The following is a 26,254-nucleotide window of genomic DNA, read 5'->3' as shown; positions in this document are numbered from 1 at the left end:
GATCCTTGGTCCCCGCTTTGCGGGGACCAACAGGCTGACTTACTGCACCGTCTCCGGCTGCTTCTCGCCCTGACCTGCGGCCTGTACCTCGGCGATGGCGCTGGCGATCGCCGGCGCCTGCGCCGCAATTGCCGCGGGACGCCGGCGCAGAGCCGCCAGCATCTGCGGCTGCAGCTCGTTCCAGAACGCGAATTCGTTGATCCGCCGGCCCTCGATCGCAGCCAGCATCGCGCCGGACAAGAACGGCAGGCTCTGCACCACCAGCACGAAGGCGAACAGGTAGATTTCGGTGATGTGCAGCGGATTGTTCGCAACCAGCACGATGGCGCCGATGATCAGCAGCGAGCCGAGCACCAGCTCCCAGAAGCCGTCGAACTGAACCGGCTTGCGGGCGCGGTTGCCCTTGGCGGTGCGCTTGAACGGCAGGTGATCCTTGACCAGGCCGTCGACAACAGCGTGCGCGACCGTCAGCTGCAACGACATCGCGGCAAATACCGCACCCAGCATCTGCTTCTTCGGGATTGCGACGCGCAGACGGTACAGCACGGCGAAATGCAGGATGGTGACGGCGAAGGACGCCAGGATCGGGATGGTGAGAACCTTGGCCGGAATGCCGATTTCGGCAAAGGCCACGACCGGCACCCAGAGCAGGTTGGCCAGCGCGACGACGACGCCGAGCGCTTCGGCGCCCATCCAGCTCAGCCAGCCGAACAGGAACGCGTGCTTCTGCTCGCGGTTCAGGCTCGAGACGCCGGGCAGGAAACGCCGCCAATGCTTCTTGACGATCTGGCAGCCGCCATACGCCCAGCGATGGCGCTGCTTCTTGTAGGCGCCGAAGGTGTCCGGCAGCAGGCCGAAGCCGTAGCGGCGGTTGGTGTAATGCGTGGTCCAGCCGAGTTCGAGCATGGTCAGCCCGAGATCGGTATCCTCGCAGATGGTGTCGCTCGACCAGTTGCCGGCCGCATGCAGCGCCGCGCGGCGCATCAGGCACATCGTGCCATGCACCACGATCGCGTTCTTCTCGTTGCGTTCGACCATGCCGATGTCGAAGAAGCCGGAATATTCGCCGGCCATGGCGTAATGCATAATGGAGCGGTCGCCGTCGCGATGCTCCTGCGGGGCCTGAACCAGACCGACCTTCGGATCGGCGAAAGCAGGGACGAGATCCGAGAGCCAGCCCGGCGCCACCACGTAGTCGGCGTCGATGATGCCGATGATCTCCGCATCCGGCGCGGTGCGCTCAAGCGCAATGCGCAGCGCACCGGCCTTGAAGCCTTCGACCTTGTCTTCGCGCAAAAAGATGAAGCGCTCGCCCAGCGTCTTGCAATGCTCTTCGACCGGCTCCCAGTAATAGGGCTCCGGCGTATTGTTGATGATGACGATGCATTCGAAATTCGGATAGTTCAGCCCCGCCACGGCATCGAGCGTAGCTTTCAGCATCTCCGGCTCTTCCTTGTAGGCCGGGATATGGATCGACACCTTCGGCGTATCGGCCTGCGCCTCAGGCGCCAGCGGTGGCGACATGACCTGAAGCAGACGGCGCGGCTTGCGGCCGAAGGCGATGGCGGCGATTTCCTCGATGCGCGTCATCGCGATCAGCACCAGCGGCACCAGCAGCACGACGCCAATGCCAAGCGCCACCACTTCGCCCCAGACGAAATAGTGACCGTTCCAGAACGCGAACACGCCGGCAAACCAGGCGCCGACGACATTGGCGGCGACCGCCAGAACGCCGGCCTCGGTCAGGGTGACGCTCATGGCCAGGAGCGGCAGCGAGAACAGCACGCCCAGCAGCAGGGCGAGCAGCGCGAGCTTGCGGAATTCGGGATCGGTGATCGTGCCGCTCCACGCAAATTTCTGCTCGCCGGCACTGTTGAACAGACCCCAATAGGCGCCGACGCTGCCTTCGGAGATCTTCCACGGCTGATCCAGCGCCTCAATGATGTTGTAGTCGATGCCGATGGCGTTGGCCCGCGCCACGAAATCGCGGATGATGTGCGCCTGCTCGAAATAGCCCGGCTGGGCGAGCTTGAAATTGTAGCCGGCGCTCGGCCAGCCGAATTCGGCGATCACGATGCGCTTGCCGGGATACATCTGGCGGAGCTGGTGGTAGCCGCCGATCGCGGCATCGACCGCGGACTGGTCTGGTGCGCCTTCCCAATAGGGCAGGATGTGGACGGCGATGTAATCGACCGCGGCGACCAGTTCGGGATGGTCGCGCCATACGCTCCAGATTTCACCGGTCGTGACCGGGACCGACACCTGACGCTTGACGTCCCGGATTGCCTTGATCAGGCGGCCGACATTGATGCGTTCCTTGACGCGGGTTTCTTCGGCCTTGGAGACCTGGGCCGCGGCACGCGCCAGTTCGACTTCCTCCGGCGACAACGTCTCGTTGTCGAACATGATGGTCTCGCCGCGATAGATCGCTTCGTTGGCGAGCACGAGGCCGTCGAGGTTCGAATTCCGGCGGGCGATGTCAATGACTGCATTCAGCTCGGCGGTATTCCGCGCGCGTTCGGCCATCCGTTCCCGGTAGCGGCGACCGTTCGTCGCATCCGGGCCTTTGCCCTGCCATTCGGCGGCGTCGAGGCTGCCACCAAGCCAGGCGCCCGCAGTGACGCGCAGCCCCGACGAGGCGGCGATCTGCGGGACCATTTCCAGGCCCTTGGTCGAGGAATAGGTACGGATCGCGCGGGTGTGTGGCGCGAGCTTTTGAAGGTCGGAGCGGATCTCGGAAATCCCGACGGTCTTCTCGGGATGCTTGCCGTAGGACACGCTGGCCAGCGGGCCATCGATGTCCGGCGCTGAGACTCGCTTTTCGGATAAAGCCCACAAACCCGCATGCACGCAGGTTACGAGCGCGACGACCACCGCGACCAGGCGCATAGAACGCGAAACCAAACGGGGCTGGGTGAAGGATGCTGTCCCGTCCCCTGGAACAGCGACCTGCTACGACAGTCAAATAGCTCAGGTGAGCCAGATTTTCAATCGCATCGCGGCATGGCGAATTGATGACGTGTAGACGCCGTTTCGCCAACCTTAAACGCCGCTACTGCGTTGTGGTTCCTGTCTGAGGCGTTGTCGCCGCAGCGGAAGGAGCAGGAGGCGATGCAGGATTAACCCAGCATGAATGGACGCGGTTCAGGATGTTTTCCTGCGCCTTGGCATCGACGATCGGTCCCTGCATCACCACGCAACGGAAGGCCGCCTGGATATGTCCGCCGGGACAGCCGAACCGATCATACAGGTCCATGTGGCGGAAGGCCGTATCGAGATCGTCCTGAAACAGGCGGTGAACCACGCGGCGGCCGACCCAGACGCATTCCGGATTTCCGGCCGGGCCAGTCATCTGTTTTGAGACTTCCGAGAGATCGTTCAGCCGTTGCGCGTCTTTCTTGGCCTGTTCGGCGGCTTGCTGCTTCGCCTTGTCGGCCTGTTCGTTCTGGGCGAGGGCCGGCGTGGCGCCGAGGAGCAGGGCAAGGCAGAGAGCTGGCGCGACGGTCAAGGGGCGGGGCATGATGGCTGAATACTCTGGCGCGTTTAGCGCAATGTGGGTGTTAAGAGCTGCAGTTTACATCGGATTCCGTCCGCAATGCGGCCTTGCACCGATGGAAGGAGATTTCCGCCTTTCACAGCTTTTGTCCAGCATGCACGTGACATCGCATCGCGGTGACATTTGGCGCGCACCGGTGTTCGTGCGAAAGGGCGGGCCGAGATCTGGGCGAGCACGGACGACGACTCCTGATGAATGAACGCACGTTAACCCGGCCGCTGCTTCCGGCGATTTTCCTTGTCGTGGTGGCGATCCTTATCGCCCTGGTATGGTGGTGGCTCGGCCGGCCGGTCGCGATGCCGAGCGCGAGCGGCGCCGGAGACAAACTCCAATGTCTCTCCTACGCTCCCTTCCGCGGCAATCAGTCGCCGCTGCGGGCGGATACCTACATTGCCGCCGCGCAGATCGAGGACGACCTGGTGCGGCTCAAGTCGCTCACTGACTGTATCCGCACCTATTCGATCGAGCATGGGCTCGAGCAGGTGCCGGAGATCGCACGGCGAGTCGGTCTGAAGGTCATCCAGGGTCTGTGGCTGTCCAGCCATGCCGACAAGAACCGCCAGCAGGTGGAGACCATCGTCCGGCTGACCAAGGAATTCCCGGACGTGATCCAGTCGGTGGTGGTCGGCAACGAGGTGCTGCTGCGGGGTGAATTGTCGGCCGACAACGTCGCCGCCTTCCTGCGCGAGGTGAAGAGCCGGACCGGCGTCCCCGTCACCTATGCCGATGTCTGGGAGTTCTGGCTGCGCAACCGCGACCTCGCTTCCGCCGTCGATTTCGTGACCATCCACATCCTCCCGTACTGGGAGGACTTCCCGATCCCGGCCACGGCTGCGGCTGCTCACGTCGAATCGATCCGCGAGCGGATGGCGGCGGCCTTTCCCGGCAAAGAGATCCTGATCGGCGAGACCGGCTGGCCGAGCGCGGGCCGGATGCGGGAAGGGGCGTTGCCATCGCTGGTCAACCAGGCGCTGGTCCTGCAGGAAGTTCTCGCCGTCGCCAACCGCAAGGGCTACCGGGTCAACGTGATCGAGGCCTTCGACCAGCCCTGGAAGCGAAGGCTCGAAGGCACGGTCGGCGGCTATTGGGGCTTGCTGGACGACGCCACCCGGCAGGCGAAATTCGGATGGGGCCAGCCGGTCTCCAATCATCCGCTCTGGCGACAGCAGGCCGCGGCCGGAGTCGCATTCGCGGCGCTGGTCTTTGGTGTGGCGCTGTGGGGCAGGCGCCGGGATGTGTCGGTGTCGCGCTGGGTCGCGGTCGCGGCCATCGCACTGGCCGGCGGCGCCATGATCGGCTTGGCGGCCGAACTGGCGATCTATGAGAGCCTCGGGATCGGCGGCTGGCTGCGATCCGCGGCTCTGCTCGCCTTGGCTGCTCTGACGCCGCTGGCTCTGGCCTTCGTGCTGGTGCGGGACGGACGGTTGCCATCCTTTGCCGACGTCCTGGCAAGACGCGAGGGGCCGGCCCTGTCCGGGGCCGAATGGATGGCGGGCCTGCTGGCGGTCGCGACCACGGTGATGGCGGTGCAGGTCGCGTTGGGGCTGGTGTTCGACCCGCGCTACAAGGACTTTCCGTTCGCGCCGCTGACCGCGTCGATCGTTCCGGTCGCGGTGCTGACGCTCTGGTCCCGCACCGGCGCCTCGGGGCAGGGGCTTGCCGAGCGTCTGGCCGCGACCACGCTGGCATTGTCGGCGGTCTATATCTTCTTCAACGAGAGTGTCGCGAACTGGCAGTCGGTCTGGCTGTGCCTGCTGCTGCTGCTCCTGGCGCTCAGTCTTGTTCGGTTTCGCTTCGCAGCGGCCGCGCGAAACTGAGGATCAGCAAGGCGGCCGCCAACGCTGCCAGACCGACATTATAAAGAACGACGCCGAACGCGGCGGCGGCCAGGCCAAGCGCGAAAACCGGCAGCGTCGGCCGCAACAGGTTGACGATCGCGGCGCCCAGCGCGACCCAGCCGAACACCGAATGATTGAACAGGGTCATCACCAATTGGCGGGTGGCGCACAGCCAGGTCTGGGACCCGGCCTGACAGGCGAGTCCGACGCTTGACGTCTCGATGGCGAGATAACGTAGATAAAGCGCATAGCCGAGCGAGATCAGGCCAAGCGCGATCAGCCAGCTGGTCTGGCGCGCGGTCGGGGCGAAGAGCGTGCGGGCGGTCATGTCCAGACTATGCCCAACCGGCCGCTGCCGGACAACCTGGTGCGCAGCAGCTAGCGCAACGCCAGACGCTGCCCCTCGAACATGGTCGGCTGGCACGACAGCCCCGCGCCGGCCAATGCCGCGCAAAGTCTGGCGGCTGCGGCGGCGTTGCCGATCGGTCCGACCACCAGCCGCAACTCGACCTGTCCGGCGCGGCCGTCACGCACGGCGATCAGCGGCCGCAAGCCGTCCAGCAGCACGGCGTGGTTGCGGCTGGCGCGGTCCCACGCGCTCCGCAGCCCGGCGAGTGTCGGTGCGCCTCCGATATCGATTCCGAATTGCGATTTGGTCGAGACCGCGCCCGGCTGCTCCAGCGCGGCGGGGGCAGGCGCAGGCGCTGGGACTGGCGCCGCGGCCGGGGCTGGTGCCGGCGTGGTAGCCGGAGCGCTGGCGACCGGCATCGCGCCCGGCTCGTTCGGAACTGCGGCCACGGCTGCGGCTTCCGCTTCGGGCGGCCTGGCAGTGCTGGCGGCATTGGCGAGTTTGCCGATCGAGCCGGTTACGTCTTCGTAATTGCGCTCGAGAACGGTCATGCGCGCCAGCAGCCGATCCCGGTCCTCGGTGAGGTTACGGATCATTGCGGTCATACGCCGGGCATCGTCCAGCTCCCGCTGGCGCGCTGCAGCCTGCCGCTTCTCCTCTGCCGACGCTCCGGTCAACGCGGTATAGGCCGACAGCATGCGAACATGACCGGACTCGGTCCGTGTGGCGAACGCCACCAGCAGCAGGCAGGCCGCTGCCGCTCCACCCCAAAGGCTGAGGTGAAACAGCGGCCCAAATCCGGTGTCATCGCGTGCCTCCGGGGGGGCCGCAGGCGTACGGACGGTGCCGGACAGTCTTGGTTCGCTGCGAATCATTTGGAGAAACTGTAGCAGGAGCGGCCGTTGCTGGCCCGCCAGTGTTCCTGGCTGCCCGGCACAATCCGGCCCAGGTGTGAGAACATGCGGCGCCTGCCCAGTGGGAACCTTGCCGGACGCCGGTCCCGGAACGAGCGCCGCGCCGGGACGGCGGCTTTTCCGCGAGACCCCGCCGGGCTATGACGCGGACCTGAAACGGGGATCGCGATGGCGGAACGAACATGTCTGGCGGTGGTGCTTGCGGCGGGCGAGGGCACGCGCATGCGATCGTCGCTGCCCAAGGTGTTGCACCCGATCGGGAACGAGCCGCTGCTGGCGCATGTGCTGCGCGCGGTCGCTCGTGCCGGCGCCGCCGATTGCGTCGTGGTGGTCGGGCCGGACCATGACGCGGTGGCAAAGGAAGCTGCGCGAGTCTCTCCAAATGCATCGATTGCACGTCAATTGGAGCGGCTTGGCACCGCGCATGCGGTTCTGGCGGCGCGGGTCGCGCTGGAGCGTGGCTTCGATGACATCCTCGTGGTGTTTGCCGATACGCCTCTGGTGCGGCCGGAAACGCTGATGAAGCTTCGCGCCGCGCTCTCCGCCGGCGCGGCGGTTGCGGTTGCGGGATTCACGCCGGCCGATCCAACCGGCTACGGCCGTCTCATCGTTCAGGGCGGCAAGCTCGTCGCGATCCGCGAGCACAACGATGCGAGCGAGGCCGAACGCGCAATCGGCCTGTGCAATGGTGGCCTGATGGCGCTCGATGGCCGACAGGCGCTCGGTCTGCTCGATCGCATCGGCAATGCCAATGCCAAAAAGGAATTCTACCTGACCGACGCGGTCGCGCTCGCGAATGAGGCGGGCCTTCGGGCGGTCGCCGTCGAAGTCGAGGAGGACGATGTGAGAGGCATTAACACGAAGGCGCAGCTCGCCGAGACCGAAGCGGTGTTGCAGCAGCGGCTACGACAGGCGGCGCTCGATGCCGGCGTGACGATGATCGCGCCCGAGACCGTCTTTCTGTCGGCCGACACCGTGCTCGGACGCGATGTGACGATCGAGCCCTATGTCGTGTTCGGTCCCGGCGTGACGGTGGAGGCGAACGCGGTGATTCATTCGTTCTCGCATTTGACCGAGGCCCATATCGGCGAGGGCGCCCTGATCGGTCCGTTCGCGCGCCTTCGTCCCGGTGCGCGCATCGGCAAGGGCGCGAAGATCGGCAATTTCGTCGAGGTGAAGCAGGCGGAGTTCGCAGACGGCGCCAAGGCCAACCACCTCGCCTATATCGGCGACGCGCGCGTGGGCGAGGGCGCCAATATCGGTGCGGGCACCATCTTTTGTAACTACGACGGCGCCGGAAAGCACCGGACCGACGTCGGCAAGGGCGCTTTTGTCGGCTCGAATTCCTCTCTTGTCGCGCCGGTCAGCATCGGCGACGGCGCCTATATCGGTTCGGGTTCGGTCATTACCGAGTCGGTGCCGCGGGATTCGCTTGCGCTCGGACGGGTCCGGCAGGTCATTAAGGAAGGCTGGGCGTCACGCTTGCGCAGCCTGAAGGCGGCGGGCAAGAAGGGCGGCAGTTGAGCGTCTTCCCGCCGCGCTCGATCCCGGTTACAGGCCGAAACGCATTGTGATTTCCGCGGTCAGGCGGATGCGGTTCTAACGGCGGCGGGGTATCGAGACTCAAATCTCGGCGGGGGATCGGCACGGTATGTGCGGCATTGTCGGAATTCTCGGGCGTGAGCCGGTCGCGGGCCAGCTCGTCGACGCCCTGAAGCGGCTGGAATATCGCGGCTACGATTCGGCCGGCATCGCCACGGTCGAGAACGGGCATCTCGAACGCCGGCGCGCCGAAGGCAAGCTCCGCAATCTGCAGGACCGGCTCAGCCGCGAACCGCTCTCAGGCCTGGCCGGCATCGGCCATACCCGCTGGGCGACCCACGGCAAGCCGACCGAAAACAACGCCCATCCCCATGCCACCGAGCGCCTCGCGGTGGTCCATAACGGCATCATCGAGAATTTCCGCGAGCTGCGCGAGCAACTCGAAAAAGAGGGCGCGCGTTTCGGCACCGAGACCGACACCGAAGTGGTGGCGCATCTCGTCACGGAAGAAATGAAGAAGGGCAAGTCGCCGGTCGATGCGGTGCGGGCGGCGCTTCCGCGGCTGCGCGGCGCCTTTGCCCTGGCCTTCATCTTCGCGGGCGAAGACGATCTGATGATCGGGGCGCGCAAGGGATCGCCGCTGGCGGTCGGACATGGCGCGGAGGAGATGTATCTGGGCTCCGATGCGCTCGCGCTGGCCCCCTTCACCGACACCATTTCCTATCTCGAGGAAGGCGACTGGGCCGTGATCCGGCGCGGCAGCGTGCAGATCTTCAACGAGGCCGGCGAACCGGTGACGCGGCCGGTCATCAAGACCACCGGCTCGGCGTTTCTGGTCGACAAGGGCAACCATCGCCATTTCATGGCGAAGGAGATTCACGAACAGCCCGAAGTGGTCGCGCACACGCTCGCGCATTATCTCGACATGGCGAAGGAATGCGTCACGCTTCCGGGTAAATTGCCGTTCGACTTCAAGACCCTCGACCGGGTGTCGATCTCGGCCTGCGGCACCGCGTATTATGCCGGGCTGGTGGCAAAATACTGGTTCGAACGCTATGCGCGCCTGCCGGTCGAAATCGATGTCGCGTCAGAATTCCGCTACCGGGAAGCGCCGCTGCGCAAGGGCGATCTCACCATCGTCGTGTCGCAGTCGGGCGAGACCGCCGACACGCTCGCGTCGCTGCGCTACGCCAAGGAGCAAGGGCAGTCGGTGCTGGCGGTCGTCAACGTCCAGACGTCGACCATCGCGCGCGAAAGCAGCGTCATCATGCCGACGCTGGCGGGGCCGGAAATCGGCGTCGCCTCCACCAAGGCCTTCACCTGCCAGCTCGCGGTTCTGGCGTGTCTTGCCATTGCAGCGGGGCGCGCGCGCGGTGTGCTCAGCGAGAGCGAAGAGCGCAAGCTGGTGCGGGCGCTGATCGAGGTGCCGCGGCAGATGAACGAGACGTTGAAGCTCGAAGGTGAAATCGAATTGCTGGCGCGCGATCTCAGCAAGAGCCGCGATGTACTCTATCTCGGGCGCGGCACCAGCTATCCGCTGGCGCTCGAAGGCGCGCTCAAGCTGAAGGAAATCTCCTATATCCACGCCGAAGGCTATGCGGCCGGCGAACTCAAGCATGGACCGATTGCGCTGATCGACGAGACCATGCCGGTGATCGTGACCGCGCCGTATGACAGCGTGTTCGAAAAGACCGTCTCCAACATGCAGGAGGTGGCGGCCCGCGGCGGACGGATCATCCTGTTGACCGACGCGAGGGGGGCGGCCGAGGCGGCCATGCCGGGGGTGACAACGATCACCCTGCCGGATATGCCGAACTCGGTCACGCCGCTGGTCTACGCGCTGCCGGTGCAACTGCTGGCCTATTATGCGGCAGTGGCGCTCGGGACCGACATCGACCAGCCGCGCAACCTTGCGAAATCGGTGACGGTCGAATAATCCGCCTCGGTTCCGTCGCAAATCCCGGCGAACAGGCTATAAAGCGGTCCGCTGGAGCCGCCGCGAAGCCGCATGACCGAACAGAGCCCACCCCCTCCGGACATTGTAGAAACCGACCTGCCGCCGCAGGGCATCGGCGCGCGGCTGCGCAACTATTTTCTGACCGGGCTCGTGGTCGCCGGACCGCTTGCGATCACCGCCTGGCTGATCTCGGCTTTCGTCACCTGGGTCGACGACGCCGTACGTCCGCTGATCCCGGAATTGTATCGGCCCGAGACCTACCTGCCGTGGAAAATCCCGGGCTCCGGGCTGGTCATCGCGCTGATCGCCCTGACGCTGCTCGGATTCCTGACCGCGAACCTGGTCGGCCGCACGCTGGTTCAGCTCGGCGATCACCTGATCGACCGTATGCCCATCGTGCGTCCGATCTACAAGACGGTGAAGCAGGTCTTCCAGATGCTGTTCTCGAAATCGGGAACGAGCTTCCGGAAAGTGGGACTGGTGGAATTTCCCGCGCCCGGAATGTGGTCGCTGGTTTTCATCTCTCAGCCACCGAGCGAGGAGGTCGCCGGCCGCCTGCCGGGAGGCGACGACCATATCTCGGTATTCCTGCCCTGCACACCCAACCCGACAACCGGCTTCTACTTCTACGTCCCGCGGAAGGATATCATCGAACTTGAGATTCCCGTCGAACAGGCGGCGACCCTGATCATGTCGGCCGGCATGATCCAGCCTGGTGCGGCAAGCGCCACTGGAAACGGAGTCGCGGCCATGGCCGCCGCTGCGCGAATCGCGCAGACCGCGCGCGACGACAAGGCGAAGGAGCCTAGCGTGTAGGGCGTGCGTGTTTTCATCAACGGGGAGACGGGGCGATGAACTTCACTGAAGCAATTACATCCGGATTTCAAAACTACGCGAACTTCAACGGGCGCGCCCAGCGTTCGGCTTTCTGGTACTGGGTGTTGTTCACGTTTGTTGGGGGATTGATCACGGCTGGAATCGATACGGCGATCTTAGGCGCCGAGGGCTGGTCGCCGATCAATTCGCTGTTCAGTCTTGCGACCCTTATTCCCAGTCTTGCGGTCGGCGCGCGCCGGTTGCACGACATCGATCGCTCCGGCTGGTGGCAGCTGCTGCATTTCATCGTGCTGATCGGTACGATCGTGCTGATCGTGTGGTTCGCTTCGCGCGGGACGTCGGGACCCAATCGGTTCGGACCCAATCCGCTGGGCGAGTGATCATCCCGCGTCGATGAGCCGGATCGCGTCGTCGCGCTCGAACAGATAGAGCAGCACCCGCAATGCCTTGCCGCGCTCGCTTGCGAGCGCGGCATCGCGATTGAGGATCAGCCGCGCATCGTCGCGTGCGACCGGCAGCAGATGCCCGTGCACCTCGGCCGAGGCGATGCGAAAGGCCGGCATGCCGCTTTGTCTGGTGCCGAGGACATCGCCTTCACCGCGCAGTTTCAGGTCCTCCTCGGCGATGCGGAAGCCGTCCTCGGTTTCGCGCATGATCGCAAGACGCGCCTTGGCGGTCTCGCCGAGCGGCGCGCGATACAGGAGCAGGCAGGTCGACTTGCCATGGCCGCGGCCGATGCGGCCACGTAATTGATGAAGCTGCGCGAGGCCGAAGCGTTCGGCGTGCTCGATCACCATCACGGTCGCCTCCGGCACGTCGACGCCAACCTCGATCACCGTAGTCGAGACCAGCAATTGCGTCTCGCCGATGGAGAAGCGCCGCATGGCCTCGTCCTTCTCCGAGCCGCGCATCTGGCCGTGTACGAGATCGACCGCCTTGCCGAAGCGCTTGCCCAACGTCTTGAAGCGGTCTTCGGCGGCGGCGAGATCGCTGCTCTCCGATTCCTCCACCAGCGGACAGACCCAGTAGACCCGCTGCCCCTCCGTGAGCGCGCGGCCGACAGCATCGGTCACCTCCGCCAGCCGGTCGAGCGGAATGGTGCGGGTATCGATCGGCTGGCGACCGGCCGGCTTCTCGCGCAATTCCGAAATGTCCATGTCACCGAAATAGGTCAGCACCAGCGTGCGGGGGATCGGTGTTGCGGTGGTGACCAGCATGTCGACCGCTTCGCCCTTGTTCACCAGCGCAAGCCGCTGATGCACGCCGAACCGGTGCTGCTCGTCGACGATCGCCAAGGCCAGATCGCGGAACGCCACGTCGTCCTGGAACAGAGCATGGGTGCCGACCAGGACGTGGATATCGCCCGCCGCAAGTCTGGCGATGAGTTCGCTCCGGTCCTTGCCGCGTTCGCGCCCGGTCAGGATCGCGGCGCGGATGCCCAACGCCTCGGCGAGCGGGGCGATGGTGTTGAAATGCTGGCGCGCCAGGATTTCGGTCGGCGCCATCAGCGCCGCCTGCCGTCCGGTTTCGATCACGGCGGCGGCGGCGAGCAATGCGACCACGGTCTTGCCGGAGCCGACATCGCCCTGCAGCAGCCGCACCATCCGTTCCGGCTTGCCGAGGTCGGCGACGATCGCATCGAGGGCGCGCGCTTGCGACAGTGTCAGCGAGTAGGGGAGGGCTGCGATGATCGCGCGGCGCAGGTGGCCGTCGCCGGCATGCGCGCGGCCCGCGCGCTTGCGGTTATGCGCGCGCATCAGACCGAGTGCGAGCTGGCTTGCCAGAAGCTCGTCATAGGCCAGCCGCATGCGCGCCGGACCATCGGGCGCGAGGTCGTCCAGCTCGTGCGGCCTGTGCAGGGTGCGGAGCGCGGGACCGAAGGCCGGGAAACCGTTCTTGTCCTGAAAGGCCGGCTCCTGCCATTCCGGCAGCTCCGGCACCTTTGCAAGTGCCGCATCCATGGCCTTCACGATCATGTTCGCGGTAATGCCCTCGGTGAGCGGATAGACCGGCTCGATCATCGGCAAGGCGGCGAGACCTTTCTCGTCGACCACGCGATCCGGATGCACCATCTGCAGCATGCCGTCATAGAACGCGGTGGTGCCGGAGACGTATCGGGTTTCGCCTACCGGAAAGAGCTTCTCCAGATATTCCTTGCGGGCGCGGAAATAGGTGATGACCAGGTCGCCGGTCTCGTCGCTGGCATAGATCAGATGCGGAGCGCGGTCGCGGCCTGGCGGAGCGGGACGGTGGCGGTCGACCGTGACCTTCACGGTCACCACCGCGCCGGGCTCGACCTCTCGCAGCTTGGGGCGCGCACGCCGGTCGATCGCGCTGCCGGGCAGATGGAACAGGAGGTCGACGATTCGCGGTTCGTCATCGCGGCCGAGCAGGCGCCGATACAGCTTTTCCAGCTTCGGGCCGATGCCCGGAAGCGCCGTGATGCCGGCGAAGAGTGGATCGAGCAGGGTCGGCCGCATGGCAGAGCAGTATCACAGCCGGGCGGACAGAGCCGCTACATCGGCTTTTTTCGGACGCGCGATCGTTCCGAAACCGGTTTCCACTTTTCGGGATCGCGCTTATATACGCCCGCCCGGCCCGTCCGGGCTTTTGGCGTTTTCAGGTTTTGGCATGACCGGATCGACACGATCGAGCGAAGGGTTGAACGAGCGGCAGCGGCGGCTGCTGTTCCGGTCCTGGCATCGCGGGATCCGGGAAACCGATCTGGTGCTTGGCCGTTTCGCCGATGCCCATATCGCCGATCTGTCCGATGCCGATCTGGATACCTATGAAAGGCTGCTCGACAACGTGCCCGACCACGATCTCTACGTCTGGGTGACCGGAGAGGCCACCATTCCCGACGAGCAGCGCTCCGATCTGCTCGACCGGATCATTCGTTTTCACAATACCGGCGACCGCTGATGATCCATTCGCCTGCCGAACTGATGAAATCCGGCAAGCCGGTGACCCTGTCGGGCGTCGCCGATGGCGCCGAAGGCCTGGTGATCGCGGACCTGGCCCGCGCGGTCGCGGCCGGTCGCGATGCTCCCGCCGTCAGCCTGCTGGTTGTGTGCCGCGACGGACAGCGTCTCGCCGCACTGGCCCGCGGGCTCGCTTTTTTCGCGCCGGAGATCGAGCGGCTGGAATTTCCTGCCTGGGACTGTCTGCCTTACGACCGGGTGTCGCCGCATGCCGGCGTGCTGGCGCAGCGCATGACCACGCTGTCGCGGCTCGCCAATGTCGAGGCCCGCGACAAGCCTGCGGTGGTGCTGACCACGGTCAACGCGATCCTGCAGCGCGTTCCGCCGCGCACGATGGTGATGGGCCAGTCGCTGTCGGCTGCACCCGGCAACGTGCTGCCGATGGAGCGGGTTGCGAGCTGGCTGGAACTGAACGGCTATACCCGCGCCTCGACGGTGCGCGAGCCGGGCGACTACGCGGTCCGCGGCGGCATCCTCGACCTGTATGCGCCGGGCATGGGCGAGCCGGTGCGGCTCGACTTTTTCGGCGACCAGATCGAAACCATCCGCGCCTTCGATCCGGAGACGCAGCGGACGCAGTACGATCTGCGCGCGCTCGATCTCGTGCCGGTGTCGGAATTCCAGCTCACGTCGGAGACGATCCGCAAGTTCCGGCTCGGCTATATGGCGGCGTTCGGCGCCGCCACCCGCGACGACCTGCTCTATGAGGCGGTGAGCGAAGGCCGCCGCTATCCCGGCATGGAGCATTGGCTGCCGCTGTTCCACGATCACATGGATACGCTGTTCGACTATCTCGACCGCACGCCGGTCGTCCTCGAACCGCTGGGCGATGATGTCGCGCATGAGCGCATCACCCAGATCGTGGACTATTACGACGCACGCAAGACCGTTCCGGATGGCGCGGGCGGCGTGCCGTACAAGCCGCTGCCGCCGGAGCGACTGTATTTCAGCGAGGAAGAATGGCGCGGTCAGCTTGCGCGCCTGAGGCTTGCGCGGATGACGCCGTTCGCCGTGCCGGACAGCGAGGGCGCGTCCGTCGTCGATATCGGCACCAAACAGGGACATAACTTCAGCGCCGAACGCGCTGAAGCCGATGCGAACGTGTTCGATGCCGTGGTCAAACATGTCGCCGCGTTACAGCGCGACCGCAAGCAGGTTGTGATCGCGCTCTGGAGTGACGGCGCGCGCGACCGCATGAGCCATGTGCTGCGCGATCACGGTCTCGCCAATCTGGTCAATGTCGGCTCGTGGCAGGAGGCGCTGGCGCGCCCGGTGACCGAGGTCGCGCTTGCGGTCCTCGGGCTCGAATCCGGCTTCGAGACGACGCAGGCCGCGATTATCGGCGAGCAGGATATTCTGGGCGACCGGCTGGTGCGGCCGCGCCGTGCATCGAAGAAGGCCGAGAACTTCATTGCCGAGGCGACCAGCCTGTCGGCCGGCGATCTGGTGGTCCATGTCGATCACGGCATCGGCCGCTTCATCGGCCTTTCGACCATCGAGGCGGCGGGCGCGCCGCATGATTGCCTCGAACTGCATTATGCGGGCGGCGACAAGCTGTATCTCCCGGTCGAAAATATCGAACTGTTGTCGCGCTACGGGTCGGAAGACCTCGAGGTCGAGCTCGACCGCCTCGGCGGTACCGGCTGGCAGACGCGCAAGGCGCGGATGAAGAACCGGATCCGCGAGATTGCGCATGAACTGATGAAGATCGCGGCCGAGCGCAAATTGCGCGAGGCGCAAAAGCTCACCGTGCCGCCGGGGATGTACGACGAATTCTGCGCCGGCTTTCCGTACGAGGAAACAGAGGATCAGCAGGCCGCGATCGATGCCGCTTTGGAGGATCTCGCGTCCGGCCGGCCGATGGACCGGCTGGTCTGCGGCGATGTCGGCTTCGGCAAGACCGAAGTGGCTTTGCGGGCCGCGTTCGTCGCGGCGATGAGCGGCAAGCAGGTGGCCGTCGTGGTGCCCACCACGTTGCTCGCGCGGCAGCATTACAAGACCTTCACCGAGCGCTTTCACGGTTTCCCGGTCAAGATCGGGCAGGCGTCACGGCTGGTCTCGTCCGCCGACCTGTCGGCGACCCGCAAGGCGCTGGCGGACGGCACGCTCGACATCGTCGTCGGCACCCATGCGCTGCTTGGCAAGAACGTGAAGTTCAACGATCTGGCGTTGGTGATCGTCGACGAGGAACAGCATTTCGGCGTCGCGCACAAAGAGAAGCTGAAGACGCTGCGCGCCGAAGTCCACATGCTGACGCTGACTGCGACCCCGATCCCGCGTACGTTGCAGCTTGCCCTGACCGGCGTGCGCGACCTTTCCCTGATTGCATCGCCGCCGGTGGATCGGCTGGCAGTGCGCACCTTCGTCTCGCCGTTTGACCCAATTGTTGTGCGCGAGGCGATCCTGCGTGAGCGCTATCGCGGCGGGCAATCGTTCTATGTCTGCCCGCGCATTGAGGATCTCGCCGGGGCCAAGGAATTCTTCGACAAGACCGTGCCGGAGGTGAAGGTGGCGGTGGCGCATGGCCAGATGCCGCCGACGGTGTTGGAAGACATCATGTCGGCTTTCTATGACGGCAAATTCGACGTGCTGATCTCCACCACCATCGTCGAATCCGGCCTCGACATCCCGACCGCCAATACGCTGATCGTGCACCGGGCCGATCGGTTCGGGCTGGCGCAGCTCTATCAGTTGCGCGGCCGGGTAGGGCGTTCGAAGATCCGCGCCTATTCGCTGTTCACGCTGCCGGCGGAGAAGCGCATCACCGCGCAGGCCGAGCGTCGTCTGAAGGTCCTGCAGTCGCTGGATACGCTCGGCGCCGGCTTCCAGCTTGCGTCGCACGATCTCGACATCCGCGGCGCCGGGAATCTTCTGGGCGAAGAGCAATCCGGTCACATCAAGGAAGTCGGGTTCGAATTGTATCAACAGATGCTGGAAGAGGCCGTCACCGCGCTGAAGGCCGGCATCACCGAGCCGATGGCGGATCAATGGTCGCCGCAGATCACGGTCGGCACGCCCGTGCTCATTCCCGAAGATTACGTTGCTGACCTGTCGGTGCGGCTCGGACTTTATCGCCGCATCGCGACGGTCGAGAACGAGCAGGAGATCGAAAGCTTCGCCGCCGAACTGGTCGACCGCTTCGGCCCGCTGCCGGAAGAGGTCAAGCATCTGTTGCAGATCGTGGTGATCAAGCTTCTGTCGAAGCGCGCCAATGTCGAGCGCATCGATACCGGCCAGAAGGGCGCGGTGCTGCAATTCCGCGACAACAGCTTCGCCAATCCGGAGGGCCTGATGCGCTATATCGCGGGTCAGGCGCCGATCGCGAAGGTGCGGCCGGACCAGAAGGTCGTTTTCCTCGACGATTGGCCGAAGCCGGTGCAGCGCCTGCTTGGCACGACGAAGATCCTGCGCAACCTGGTGAAGATCGCCGAGGGCAAGAAGGCGGCTTAGCCAGCCGCCTTCTGCTTCCGCTCGTCCGCAGCCTTTCGGATCACGCTGGCAAGCTGCTCCGGCGCCTGCGCGCCCGAAACCGCCATGGCGTTGTCGAAGATGAAGAACGGCACGCCCTGGATGCCAGCCGACTTCGCTTGCTCCACGCGCTGTGAGACGATGGCGAGATCGTCGTCCGACGCAAGCTTCTTCGCGGTCTCGATCTCGTCGAGCCCGACATCGGCGGCGGCCTTCGCCAGCACCGCCTTGTCGGACAGGTCGGCGCCTTCAGAGAAATACAACTCCATCAGCCGCTGCTTCATCTGTGGCGCCTTGCCGATCTGCTCGGCCCAGTGAATGAGGCGGTGACTGTCCGTGGTGTTCGGCTGCCGGCTCAGCTTGTCGATGGCATAGACCAGTCCATCCTGCGCTGCGGCGGCGGAGACGCGGGTGGCGATCTCCTTGTAGCGCTCGGGCGAACCGAATTTCGTGGTCAGATATTGTTCGCGGGAAATGCCTTCGGCCGGAATCCAGTCATTGAGGAAGTAAGGATGGTAGTGAACCTCGACCGGAATATCCGGATTGAGCGCGATCGCCTGTTCGAGCCGCTTCTTGCCGATGAAGCACCACGGGCACACGACGTCGGAGACGACATCGACGCGGATGGGATCAGTCGCTGCGGGATCGGTCATGCGCGGACCTGCCTTTTTTGCGAAAAGCCTGTCCGGGTGATGTAGGCCGCCCGCGACTAAGCCGCAACCGCGGCGGCGGTGATCCGCGCCAGCAGGGTTTCCGGCGTGTCGGTGGATTGCCACGCCGTCAGCGCAATCTCGGGCGCCACCGGACGCCGTCGTCCCGCCTGCAGCATCGTGTTGCGCAACACGCTGACCAGACGCTTGGCCACGGTCTGGGCCTGTCGCGGCGCGGTATCGGCGAACGTCACCAGGATCGATCCGTCGCGGTCCCGGCAGGCGAAGTCGGCACCGCGCACCAGCTTGGAAATCAGCCGCGCCGCGTCGTTCAGGGCGCGCGGGTCGGTATCCGGATCGAATGTCAGGCGCGCCACCGACAAGCCGCTGGAGCGGCGGCTGGCATCGCGAATGACGCGGTCGAGTTCGGCCATGAAGGCGGGCTCGTTCATCAATCCGGTCAGCGGATCGATGACGCCGTCCTTGACGAAGGCATCGAGCGCGCGGCGGAGCCGGGCCTCGAAGGCATGCAGCCGGACCAGCGGAAGGATCCGCGATACCAGACAGCCGGGTTCGTTCGCCGAAATGAGATGCGGCAGGCGCCGCGTATCGATGTTGCTCGGCCGCCCGATCAGTCCGACCGGAAGATCGCGGAAGCGCGAATCCTCGGCGATCACGGTCAGCAGCGCATCGACATTGTGCGGATAAAATCCGTCGCCGATGACGAGTCCGTCGGCATCGCGCGATTTCAGATAGCGCGCGGCAGCCTCGATGGTCAGCACGCCGATCACCCCGGTTCGCTCTCCGAGCGCGACCGACAGATGCGGATAGCAGCGTCCCCGGCCGGCGAGAATGACGGTCGCGTCCTCGAGCGGATCGTTGACGGCGGTGCGCGGTATCGGTTGCCCTGCCGACCGCGCGGCTTCGGCGCGGCGCAGCACGCTCGCATGCAGCGCGCGCACCCGCAGGACCGACAGCAGCCGCGCGGCAATTGCCTGCGGTGTTGCGTCCGCCGGCATCGCAAGCGCTTCGCGATAGGGCAGCGCATTGTCGCCGGCGGCGCAGGCGACAACCGGCACGATTGGCGTGCGGCGCGTGATGCTGCGCGTCAGGCTTTCGCCCAGCGCGGGATCGCTCGCGGCGTGACCGTCAGCCAGAACGATTGCGGACGGATCGGTGGCCTCGATCGCGGCGCGCGCCTGCGCGCACGACGCTTCGATCACCGGAAAGGCGCCGGCCTCGGATAAGGCTGCGATCAGATCCGGCGAACTGCGTTCGGCGATAACGACGACCGGTCCTTGCAACGACATGTCTGCGTCCCTGTGATGAGGCGCAGACGCTAGCGTGCCCGCCATTAATGCGTGGTCAACGCAAGGCCGCAAATTGTCATGCAGCGCGATCCCGGAACGCTGCCGACAGCAACGGGTTCATGCCCATCGTTTGAAGCATGTCGCGCATCGCCGCCGGATCGGCGGCATGTCCGGCCAGCCGGTGACCGGACAAGGCATGCGGAAGTGCGGCGACGACGCTATTGCTGTCGATTCCGCGCACCATCAATTGCAAATCGTTGATGGCGAAGCGGTAGCCGCCGACCGCAACGAGCCCCGCGGGCGCTGCGGTCACGACCAGTGACTGCTCCTCGGCAATCAAACGGCAAGAATAACCGGTATCGACGTAACCGCTGTTTCCGGCGGTCGCGGTAACCGTCTCGGAACCATATGGATCGAACGGAGCTGCGGCGAGCGCGCCCTGAATGCCGAGGGTGCCATTTGGCAGCAGCGTGACGTCCGCGCAATCCGGCCCGCCGGGTGCAATCGACAATGGACCGGTCGGCCAGGGCAGAGTCCGCCCGCCGGGAGAACGGCGTGCGGCAAGCAAGGCAGATTCGCCGAACGCGGCAACATCGACGAGCGTGACATCGAGATTCGTCCATTGTGCCGCGGCGGCAAACCGCTCGGGCGCGCGCCAGACCGAGATCACGCCATGGATTCCGGCGGGCTCGAGCCAGTCGCAGGCGCACAGCGCGGACAGCATTGCATCCGGCACAACAAGCGCATTGCAATGCTCGCGTTCGATCTGTTGCCGCAGCGTGACCGGATCGATCGGATGATGCAGGACGAGTGTACCGCCGCTCAAAAGCCACGGCACGAGGGCGGCAGATATCCCGGCACAGGATGTCGCCGGCAATGTCGACAGGATTACGGCATCAGGTCCGATCTCCGCGCGTTGACGAACGAGGCGCCCGGCGGTCAGCAATTGCGTCGTATTGCGCGCAACCGGAACGACGCCGCCGGAAGTGGTATCGAATGTGATCAGCGCGAACGGCGCGCCAGCGCTATCCTGAAACAGCACCGCGTCTGGATGCTCGTCGGCGGACGCCAGCAGATCGTCGAGCGGGACGATGCCGTCGGCGGCGGCGCAGCCAAATCCACACACTGCGCGGATCGGAAAGAGTTCGGCCGCAACCTCGAGTGCAAGCCCGCCGTGATCGAAGCCTGCCACATGGCCGCAGGTGACGATGGCGCGCGCACCGGATTCCGACAAACCCGCGACGCAATCGCTGCGCCGCCACAACAGCGGCAGCGGCGCGGCAATCATGCCGGCGCGCATGATCGCGAGCAGCGTCACGATGCTGGCCGCAGTGTTGGGCATCTGCAGGCCGACGACCGTGCCGGGTGCAAGCCCGATCTCGTGCAGTCGCGCGGCGATGGCGGCGACCGCACGCTCTGCCTGCGCGTAGGTGAAGCGGCGAGGGGCGTCGCCGGTCACGGATGCGATGTCCGGCGGATCGACCAGCGCCATTCCGTCGGGATTGCGGACGGCCTGCGCCTTGAGGATCGCGTCGAGCGAAGGGACTGCATTCGCGGGAACGGTCATGGGCATGGTTACGGGCCAGGCTTGTGCCACCAGGATTCCGGCAGGAAGCCAAACAGCGGCGTCACCTTGGGATGGTCCACACGAGTCCAGCGTGCCACCCATTGATCGGGCAGGTGGAACAGCGGCACGACATAGAAACCGGAGATCAATACCCGGTCGAGCGCGCGGACGGCGGATTCGAAGGTGTCGCGGTCGCGCGCGATCAGGAGTTGCGCGATCATGGCATCGATAGCCTTGCTCCTGGCGCCCATGTAGTTGCGCGTCCCGTCAACGTCGGCGGACGCGGATCCCCAATAGAAGCTTTGTTCGTTGCCGGGCGAAAGCGACTGATCCCAGCGATACGGCATCATATCGTAGTCATAGGTGAGTCGGCGCCGGTCGAATTGTACGGCGTCCACGCTCCTGACGGTTGCCGCGATCCCAATCCGCTTGAGGTCGCGGGCATAGGCGAGTGCGATTCGCTCATGGTCGCGGGTGCTCACCAGGATTTCGAAAGTCAGCGGCTCGTGGGTCTCGCGGTGGCGCAGAACCGTCCCTTCCAGTTCGTATCCGGCCGCGGAAAGCAGCGCGAGCGCCTTCTTGAGCACCTCGCGGTCCCGGCCCGAGCCGTCGGTTACGGAGGGCAGATAGCGTCCATCGAGCACGTCCTCGCGGACGGCGCCCGGAAAAGCCGCCAGCCAGGCGCGTTCGCGTTCATCCGCCGGCCGCCCGATCGACGACAGGTTCGACCCTTCGAAATAACTCGCGGTCCGCTTCTGCAGGCCGAAGAAGAAATTCTTGTTGACCCATTCGAAGTCGAACAGCGAGGCCAGCGCTTCCCGCACCCGGATATCGGCAAAGATCGGACGCCGGGTGTTGAAGACGAGCCCGCTCATGCCGACCGGTGTGCCGTTGCGGAAGGTTTCCTTCACATAGCGGCCGGCCTTGAAGGCAGGCGTGTCGTAGCCGGTCTGCCAGCGGGTGACGTCGCTCTCCACGCGAAGGTCATAAAGCCCTTTCTTGAACGCCTCGAACAAGGCGTTCTCGTCGCGATAGAAATCGAATTTGATCTCGTCGAAATTCCACAGGCCGCGATTGATCGGCAGGTCCGCGCCCCAATAATCCGGGTTGCGCACGAAGGTGGCGCTGCGTCCGGGATCGACCGACTTGACGATGTAGGGACCGCTGGAAACAAGCGGCGTGAAGGTGGTCTCTTCGAAATGCGCGGGGTCGATTGCGTGTTTCGGCAGGACCGGCATCAGGCCGAGGATCAGTGGCAATTCGCGGTCGTTGTTGCCAGCCAGGTCGAAACGCACCGAATGCGGACCGGTGATCTCCGCCCTGGCGACCTTCGCATAATAGGTGCGGTGATTGGGCCGGCCCTTGTCGCGCAGCAATTGCCACGTGAACACCACGTCCTCCGGCGTCACCGGCTTGCCGTCGGAAAAGCGGGCGCGGGGATTGAGATTGAAGGTGACGAAGTTTCGTTCGTCGTCGGTCTCCACGCTCTCGGCGAGCAGGCCGTAAAGCGTAAACGGCTCGTCATAGCCGCGTGCCATCAGGCCCTCGATGACGTAACCGCGGATATTGGGAAGCGGCAGCCCCCTGACCACCAGCGGGTTGACGGTGTCGAAGGTGCCCTGCACGCCGAGTGTCAGCCGACCGCCCTTCGGCGCATCGGGATTGACGTACGGCATTGCCGAGAATCCCGCCGGCATCTTCGGTTCGCCATGCATGGCGATCGCATGCTGCGCGCCGGCGGCCGACGCTGCGGCCGGGTCCATCAGCCGGACCGCGAGCATCAAAACAAAAGCGGCGATCGGCCATAAGCCGCTGCGGGGACGGGACGGGAGCGTCGGTCTCAAAGCGGGCGATCCGATTCGTTCAACGTTGCCCAGTCATATATGGAACGGGGCCGCGATCGCTGCGGTGTTGCGCCTCATATCGGCATTTTTGCCTTCAAGCTTTATTGTGAGGGCGTTTTCGGGTATCAGGCCGATGCCCGGCGTCACGCTGTCGCCTTTTTTGGCATTGAGACAGCGGCTTGGCCGCCATAGGGCCCACCGCTGCTGCACGCGGCGAATAATGAGGACAAGTAGGATCATGACGTATTGGTCTGCGTCCGCACCGGCCCGGCCGGTCGCCCGGATGCTCACACTCGTTGCTGCGATCGCGGTTTTTTCGGCCGCCGGCTACGCCCCAGCTTCGGCGCAGGCCCCCGCGCAAAAGGCCGCCCCCAAGGGCCAGCAAAAGGGTGGCGCAGCGCCGGCCGCTCCGGCAGCGCCTGCAGCCGGTGGCCAGCAAGAGCAGGCCATGCCGCCGCTGATTTATTCGAACTGGACCAAGATCTGCGGCAAGGGGCCTGAACAGGGATCCAAGCAGATCTGTCAGACCGGCAAGGACGGCCGGCTTGAATCGGGCATGCCGGTGGTGGCCGCGATTCTGATGGAGATGGAAGGCGAGGGAAAGAAGGTCCTCCAGATCATGCTGCCGCCGGGCGTTTATCTGCCCAAGGGCACCCGGGTCGTTGTCGATCGCGACGAGCCGTCGGCGATCATCGGGACGTTCCTCACCTGCGCCAATGGCGGCTGTATCGCGCATCTGGAAGTCACCGGCGACCTCGTGCAGAAGCTCAAGAAGGGCCAGAATCTATACGTTCAGGCCTACAACATGGCGCAAAGCGTGATGACGCTGGCGCTGCCGCTCGGCGATTTCGCCAAGGCCTATGACGGGCCGCCGACCGATCCGAAGCAGCTCGAAGAGAAAAACAAGCAGTTGCAGGACGAATTGCAGAAGCGCGCCAACGATCAGCGGCAGAAGCTGGAAGGCGGCAAGCCCAAATAGCGTCGGGCAGGCGACAATGCGCCGCTTCGCCGGCGCAGGTTGCTATGGTAGGGCGCGTCGCACGGCGCGCCCTTTTTATTTCGGCGCCCGGTCTGGAATGGACGGGCCAGGGCGAAGGGCAGTGGAGTCACGCTTCCGCTGCGATGGAGGCGGCACGTTACCGGTATGATTCTCCGGCCGCGCCCCGCAGATCGAGGAAAAACGACCCATGACCCATGTCTTTTCATCGTTATGGACGCATCGGTTCACCCGGATCGCTCCGGCTTCCATACTGGCTGGCGTGCTCGTGCTGAGTTCGCTGGCGGAAACCGCGGCGCAGCAAAAGGCACCCAAGGCTGCCCCGAAAAGTCAGGCCCAGCAGGCGGAGCCCGCGCCGCCGCCGGCGCCTGAGATCCCGCCGCTGGTCTATTCGAACTGGGCCAAGCTCTGCAGCACGGATCCCCAGGCCGGCGGCAAGACCCTGTGCCGCATCGGCAACGACGGACGTCTGGATTCCGGAACGCCGATGGTCGGCGCGGTGCTGATGGAAATCGACGGCGATGCACGCAAGATCTTGCAGATCATGCTGCCAATGGGCGTTCTCCTGCCGCGCGGCACCCGCGTGCTGGTCGACAATGACGAGCAGGGCGCGATGGTGCTCCCGATCGTTGTCTGCTCGGGCGGCGGCTGCATGGCGCAGGCGGAAGCCAACGCCGACCTGGTGACCAAGCTCAAGAAGGGCCAGAATCTGTACGTGCAGGCCTACAACATGCAGCAATCCGTATTCACGCTGGCGCTGCCGCTGGAGGGGTTCGCCAAGGCCTATGATGGCCCGGCAACCGATCCGAAGGACCTCGAGGCGCAAAACAAGAAGCTTCAGGAACAACTGCGCAAGCGCGGCGAGCAAATGCAGCAGCAAAAGAAGTGATAGGCTGCCGCTCAGGTTCACGCTGAACCAGAGCGCCGTGTTCATGCGCCGGCCGATGATGTCGTGCCGGCCTAGTTCACGATGAGATCGCGCGGCCGATAGGCGCCGCGTCCGTCCTTCACGAACATCTCCCGCACCTGCGGATGACGGATCGGTTCGGCCGAATGGTCGGCCTGCAGGTTCTGCTCCGACACATAGGCGACGTATTCGGTTTCACCGTTTTCGGCGAACAGGTGGTAGAAGGGCTGGTCCTTGGAAGGACGCACCTCGGCCGGGATCGACAGCCACCATTCCTCGGTGTTGCTGAAGGTCGGATCGATATCGAAGATCACACCGCGGAATGAAAAAATGCGGTGCTTCACCACCTGCCCGATATGGAATTTCGCCGTGCGCGGCTCTGTTCTGCTCATGACACAATAATAGGTAGCGCAGCCGCGCGCGTCATCCCTCCGGGGGCGAGATAAGAGGCTTTCGCAAGTCCGGAGCCTGCGCGGCTCTCGGCCTTATAGGCCATAGCGCGCCGCCAGATCCGGGTCCTTGGCCGCGACCAGTTTCGCCAGATCGACCACCACCTTGGCCTGTTTCCAGGTCGCGTCGTCCTGCATCTTGCCGTCGATCATGACCGCGCCGGTGCCGTCCGGCATGGCGTCCAGAATCTTCCTCGCGAAGGCCACTTCGTCCGGGTCCGGCGAGAACACGCGCTTGGCAATCGCGACCTGGGTCGGGTGCAGCGACCACGCTCCGGCGCATCCCATCAGGAAGGCGTCGCGGAACTGGACCTCGCACGCTTCCTGATCCGAAAAGTCTCCGAACGGCCCATAGAACGGCTTGATGCCGGCAGCGGCGCAGGCATCGACCATCTTGCCGAGGGTGTAGTGCCAGAGGTCCTGCTGGAAGACCGCGCGCGAACCGCCGCCGGGCAGCGGGTCCGCCAGTACCTTGTATTCGGGATGACCGCCGCCGACACGGGTGGTCTTCATCGCGCGAGACGCGGCAAGGTCGGCGGGCCCGAGGCTGATGCCCTGCATGCGCGGGGAGGCGGCGGCAATCGCCTCGACATTCATGACGCCTTCGGCAGTTTCGAGGATGGCGTGAATGAGGATCGGCTTCTTCACCTCATGCCGCGCCTCGAGCTGCGCCAGCAGCTGATCGAGATAATGGATATCCCAGACGCCATCGACCTTCGGCAGCATGATGACATCGAGCTTGTTGCCGATGGCGGCGACCAGTTCGGTGATGTCGTCCAGCACCCAGGGCGAATTGAGCGCGTTGATGCGGGTCCACAGACCGGTCGCGCCGAAGTCGGTGGCTTTTGCCATGGCGATGAAGCCGTCGCGCGCGGCCTTCTTGGCGTCGGCCGGGATCGCGTCCTCGAGATTGCCGAGCACCACGTCGACCTCGCGCGCGAGCTGCGGGACCTTGGCCGTGACCTTTTCGATATGCGGCGGCACGAAATGGATCATGCGCTCCAGCCGGACCGGCAATTCGCGCATCGGGGCAGGGGCGCCCGTAGCCAATGGCTTGAAGAAGTTGCGTGGTAGCTTCATGAGCAACG

Annotated in this window: 21 protein-coding genes; 9 read left to right on the top strand and 12 right to left on the bottom strand. The window is 65.0% G+C overall.

What is annotated here, in order from left to right; genetic code table 11:
- Positions 1-39: 39 nt before the first annotated feature.
- Both AC5I5I_RS23115 and AC5I5I_RS23110 read right to left on the bottom strand, forming a co-directional pair.
- The gene (locus AC5I5I_RS23115) at positions 40-2,889 is read right to left on the bottom strand and encodes a glycosyltransferase (RefSeq protein ID WP_495977032.1); all 2,850 of its coding nucleotides are present in this window, start codon (positions 2,887-2,889) and stop codon (positions 40-42) included.
- Positions 2,890-3,052: 163 nt separating this feature from the next.
- Positions 3,053-3,520: a beta-1-3, beta-1-6-glucan biosynthesis protein gene (locus tag AC5I5I_RS23110; RefSeq protein WP_495977030.1), complete on the bottom strand. Its 468-nt coding sequence runs from the start codon at positions 3,518-3,520 to the stop codon at positions 3,053-3,055.
- Between the two features lie 227 nt (positions 3,521-3,747).
- On the opposite strand from AC5I5I_RS23110, the gene AC5I5I_RS23105 reads away from it, so the two are divergent.
- The gene (locus AC5I5I_RS23105; RefSeq protein WP_495977028.1) at positions 3,748-5,373 is read left to right on the top strand and encodes a glycoside hydrolase family 17 protein; all 1,626 of its coding nucleotides are present in this window, start codon (positions 3,748-3,750) and stop codon (positions 5,371-5,373) included.
- On the opposite strand, the gene AC5I5I_RS23100 is transcribed toward AC5I5I_RS23105, so the two are convergent.
- Both AC5I5I_RS23100 and AC5I5I_RS23095 read right to left on the bottom strand, forming a co-directional pair.
- Positions 5,330-5,722, bottom strand: a complete 393-nt coding sequence (locus AC5I5I_RS23100; RefSeq protein ID WP_495977026.1) for a hypothetical protein — start codon at positions 5,720-5,722, stop codon at positions 5,330-5,332. The genes AC5I5I_RS23105 and AC5I5I_RS23100 overlap by 44 nt on opposite strands.
- A 50-nt stretch (positions 5,723-5,772) precedes the next feature.
- Positions 5,773-6,618, bottom strand: a complete 846-nt coding sequence (locus AC5I5I_RS23095) for a hypothetical protein (RefSeq protein WP_495977024.1) — start codon at positions 6,616-6,618, stop codon at positions 5,773-5,775.
- Between the two features lie 207 nt (positions 6,619-6,825).
- Here AC5I5I_RS23095 and glmU point away from each other — a divergent pair, with 207 nt between their 5' ends.
- From glmU to AC5I5I_RS23075, 4 genes are all read left to right on the top strand, one after another.
- Entirely contained in the window at positions 6,826-8,181 is a 1,356-nt protein-coding gene (gene glmU, locus AC5I5I_RS23090) for a bifunctional UDP-N-acetylglucosamine diphosphorylase/glucosamine-1-phosphate N-acetyltransferase GlmU (protein WP_495977022.1), read from the top strand.
- Positions 8,182-8,308: 127 nt separating this feature from the next.
- Positions 8,309-10,135 (top strand): glutamine--fructose-6-phosphate transaminase (isomerizing), encoded by a 1,827-nt coding sequence (glmS, locus tag AC5I5I_RS23085; protein ID WP_495977020.1) that lies wholly within the window; start codon positions 8,309-8,311, stop codon positions 10,133-10,135.
- 72 nt (positions 10,136-10,207) lie between these two features.
- Positions 10,208-10,972, top strand: a complete 765-nt coding sequence (locus AC5I5I_RS23080; protein WP_495977018.1) for a DUF502 domain-containing protein — start codon at positions 10,208-10,210, stop codon at positions 10,970-10,972.
- A gap of 35 nt (positions 10,973-11,007) precedes the next feature.
- Positions 11,008-11,373, top strand: coding sequence for a DUF805 domain-containing protein (locus AC5I5I_RS23075; RefSeq protein ID WP_495977016.1), 366 nt, complete (start codon positions 11,008-11,010; stop codon positions 11,371-11,373).
- Here AC5I5I_RS23075 and recG read toward each other — a convergent pair whose 3' ends face one another.
- A complete protein-coding gene (gene recG / locus AC5I5I_RS23070; protein ID WP_495977014.1) occupies positions 11,374-13,473 on the bottom strand; it encodes an ATP-dependent DNA helicase RecG in 2,100 nt (699 codons plus the stop codon).
- Positions 13,474-13,624: 151 nt separating this feature from the next.
- Between recG and AC5I5I_RS23065 the strand changes: the two genes are divergently transcribed.
- Positions 13,625-13,915, top strand: a complete 291-nt coding sequence (locus tag AC5I5I_RS23065) for an FAD assembly factor SdhE (RefSeq protein ID WP_495977012.1) — start codon at positions 13,625-13,627, stop codon at positions 13,913-13,915.
- Complete coding sequence (mfd, locus tag AC5I5I_RS23060; RefSeq protein ID WP_495977010.1) at positions 13,915-17,424, top strand: transcription-repair coupling factor; 3,510 nt, start codon at positions 13,915-13,917, stop codon at positions 17,422-17,424. Before AC5I5I_RS23065 ends, mfd begins: the two co-directional genes overlap by 1 nt.
- Here the strand turns inward: mfd and AC5I5I_RS23055 are convergent.
- From AC5I5I_RS23055 to AC5I5I_RS23035, 5 genes are all read right to left on the bottom strand, one after another.
- Positions 17,421-18,095 carry a DsbA family oxidoreductase gene (locus AC5I5I_RS23055; RefSeq protein WP_495977009.1) on the bottom strand — a complete coding sequence of 225 codons (675 nt, stop codon included), beginning with the start codon at positions 18,093-18,095 and terminating at the stop codon, positions 17,421-17,423. The genes mfd and AC5I5I_RS23055 overlap by 4 nt on opposite strands.
- A gap of 56 nt (positions 18,096-18,151) precedes the next feature.
- The gene (locus AC5I5I_RS23050) at positions 18,152-19,402 is read right to left on the bottom strand and encodes a GGDEF domain-containing protein (RefSeq protein WP_495977007.1); all 1,251 of its coding nucleotides are present in this window, start codon (positions 19,400-19,402) and stop codon (positions 18,152-18,154) included.
- A 76-nt stretch (positions 19,403-19,478) separates the two neighbouring features.
- Positions 19,479-20,975, bottom strand: coding sequence for an AMP-binding protein (locus AC5I5I_RS23045; RefSeq protein ID WP_495977005.1), 1,497 nt, complete (start codon positions 20,973-20,975; stop codon positions 19,479-19,481).
- Between the two features lie 2 nt (positions 20,976-20,977).
- A complete protein-coding gene (locus tag AC5I5I_RS23040; protein ID WP_495977004.1) occupies positions 20,978-22,750 on the bottom strand; it encodes an extracellular solute-binding protein in 1,773 nt (590 codons plus the stop codon).
- A 96-nt stretch (positions 22,751-22,846) separates the two neighbouring features.
- Complete coding sequence (locus AC5I5I_RS23035) at positions 22,847-23,053, bottom strand: hypothetical protein (RefSeq protein ID WP_495977002.1); 207 nt, start codon at positions 23,051-23,053, stop codon at positions 22,847-22,849.
- On the opposite strand from AC5I5I_RS23035, the gene AC5I5I_RS23030 reads away from it, so the two are divergent.
- Together AC5I5I_RS23030 and AC5I5I_RS23025 are read left to right on the top strand one after the other, a co-directional pair.
- Complete coding sequence (locus AC5I5I_RS23030; RefSeq protein ID WP_495977000.1) at positions 23,052-23,792, top strand: invasion associated locus B family protein; 741 nt, start codon at positions 23,052-23,054, stop codon at positions 23,790-23,792. The two genes, AC5I5I_RS23035 and AC5I5I_RS23030, sit on opposite strands and share 2 nt — an antisense overlap.
- 208 nt (positions 23,793-24,000) lie before the next feature.
- The gene (locus AC5I5I_RS23025) at positions 24,001-24,699 is read left to right on the top strand and encodes an invasion associated locus B family protein (RefSeq protein ID WP_495976998.1); all 699 of its coding nucleotides are present in this window, start codon (positions 24,001-24,003) and stop codon (positions 24,697-24,699) included.
- A gap of 71 nt (positions 24,700-24,770) precedes the next feature.
- Here the strand turns inward: AC5I5I_RS23025 and hspQ are convergent, their stop codons facing one another.
- Positions 24,771-25,109 (bottom strand): heat shock protein HspQ, encoded by a 339-nt coding sequence (gene hspQ, locus AC5I5I_RS23020; RefSeq protein WP_495976996.1) that lies wholly within the window; start codon positions 25,107-25,109, stop codon positions 24,771-24,773.
- Between the two features lie 93 nt (positions 25,110-25,202).
- Positions 25,203-26,246: an HpcH/HpaI aldolase/citrate lyase family protein gene (locus AC5I5I_RS23015; protein ID WP_495976994.1), complete on the bottom strand. Its 1,044-nt coding sequence runs from the start codon at positions 26,244-26,246 to the stop codon at positions 25,203-25,205.
- Between the last annotated feature and the right edge of the window lie 8 nt (positions 26,247-26,254).

It is taken from the genome of Pseudorhodoplanes sp. (genome assembly GCF_059499825.1).
This window is presented reverse-complemented; position numbering and strand designations above follow the sequence as displayed.

Coding starts and splice junctions, on each gene's coding strand:
- glmS (WP_495977020.1), top strand. CDS start 8,309: ATGTGCGGCATTGTCGGAATTCTCGGGCGTGAGCCGGTCGCGGGCCAG.
- AC5I5I_RS23055 (WP_495977009.1), bottom strand. CDS start 18,095: ATGACCGATCCCGCAGCGACTGATCCCATCCGCGTCGATGTCGTCTCC.
- recG (WP_495977014.1), bottom strand. CDS start 13,473: ATGCGGCCGACCCTGCTCGATCCACTCTTCGCCGGCATCACGGCGCTT.
- AC5I5I_RS23075 (WP_495977016.1), top strand. CDS start 11,008: ATGAACTTCACTGAAGCAATTACATCCGGATTTCAAAACTACGCGAAC.
- AC5I5I_RS23095 (WP_495977024.1), bottom strand. CDS start 6,618: ATGATTCGCAGCGAACCAAGACTGTCCGGCACCGTCCGTACGCCTGCG.
- AC5I5I_RS23050 (WP_495977007.1), bottom strand. CDS start 19,402: ATGTCGTTGCAAGGACCGGTCGTCGTTATCGCCGAACGCAGTTCGCCG.
- mfd (WP_495977010.1), top strand. CDS start 13,915: ATGATCCATTCGCCTGCCGAACTGATGAAATCCGGCAAGCCGGTGACC.
- AC5I5I_RS23030 (WP_495977000.1), top strand. CDS start 23,052: ATGACGTATTGGTCTGCGTCCGCACCGGCCCGGCCGGTCGCCCGGATG.
- hspQ (WP_495976996.1), bottom strand. CDS start 25,109: ATGAGCAGAACAGAGCCGCGCACGGCGAAATTCCATATCGGGCAGGTG.
- AC5I5I_RS23115 (WP_495977032.1), bottom strand. CDS start 2,889: ATGCGCCTGGTCGCGGTGGTCGTCGCGCTCGTAACCTGCGTGCATGCG.
- AC5I5I_RS23080 (WP_495977018.1), top strand. CDS start 10,208: ATGACCGAACAGAGCCCACCCCCTCCGGACATTGTAGAAACCGACCTG.
- glmU (WP_495977022.1), top strand. CDS start 6,826: ATGGCGGAACGAACATGTCTGGCGGTGGTGCTTGCGGCGGGCGAGGGC.
- AC5I5I_RS23110 (WP_495977030.1), bottom strand. CDS start 3,520: ATGCCCCGCCCCTTGACCGTCGCGCCAGCTCTCTGCCTTGCCCTGCTC.
- AC5I5I_RS23105 (WP_495977028.1), top strand. CDS start 3,748: ATGAATGAACGCACGTTAACCCGGCCGCTGCTTCCGGCGATTTTCCTT.
- AC5I5I_RS23100 (WP_495977026.1), bottom strand. CDS start 5,722: ATGACCGCCCGCACGCTCTTCGCCCCGACCGCGCGCCAGACCAGCTGG.
- AC5I5I_RS23065 (WP_495977012.1), top strand. CDS start 13,625: ATGACCGGATCGACACGATCGAGCGAAGGGTTGAACGAGCGGCAGCGG.
- AC5I5I_RS23025 (WP_495976998.1), top strand. CDS start 24,001: ATGACCCATGTCTTTTCATCGTTATGGACGCATCGGTTCACCCGGATC.
- AC5I5I_RS23045 (WP_495977005.1), bottom strand. CDS start 20,975: ATGCCCATGACCGTTCCCGCGAATGCAGTCCCTTCGCTCGACGCGATC.
- AC5I5I_RS23040 (WP_495977004.1), bottom strand. CDS start 22,750: ATGCTCGCGGTCCGGCTGATGGACCCGGCCGCAGCGTCGGCCGCCGGC.
- AC5I5I_RS23015 (WP_495976994.1), bottom strand. CDS start 26,246: ATGAAGCTACCACGCAACTTCTTCAAGCCATTGGCTACGGGCGCCCCT.
- AC5I5I_RS23035 (WP_495977002.1), bottom strand. CDS start 23,053: ATGATCCTACTTGTCCTCATTATTCGCCGCGTGCAGCAGCGGTGGGCC.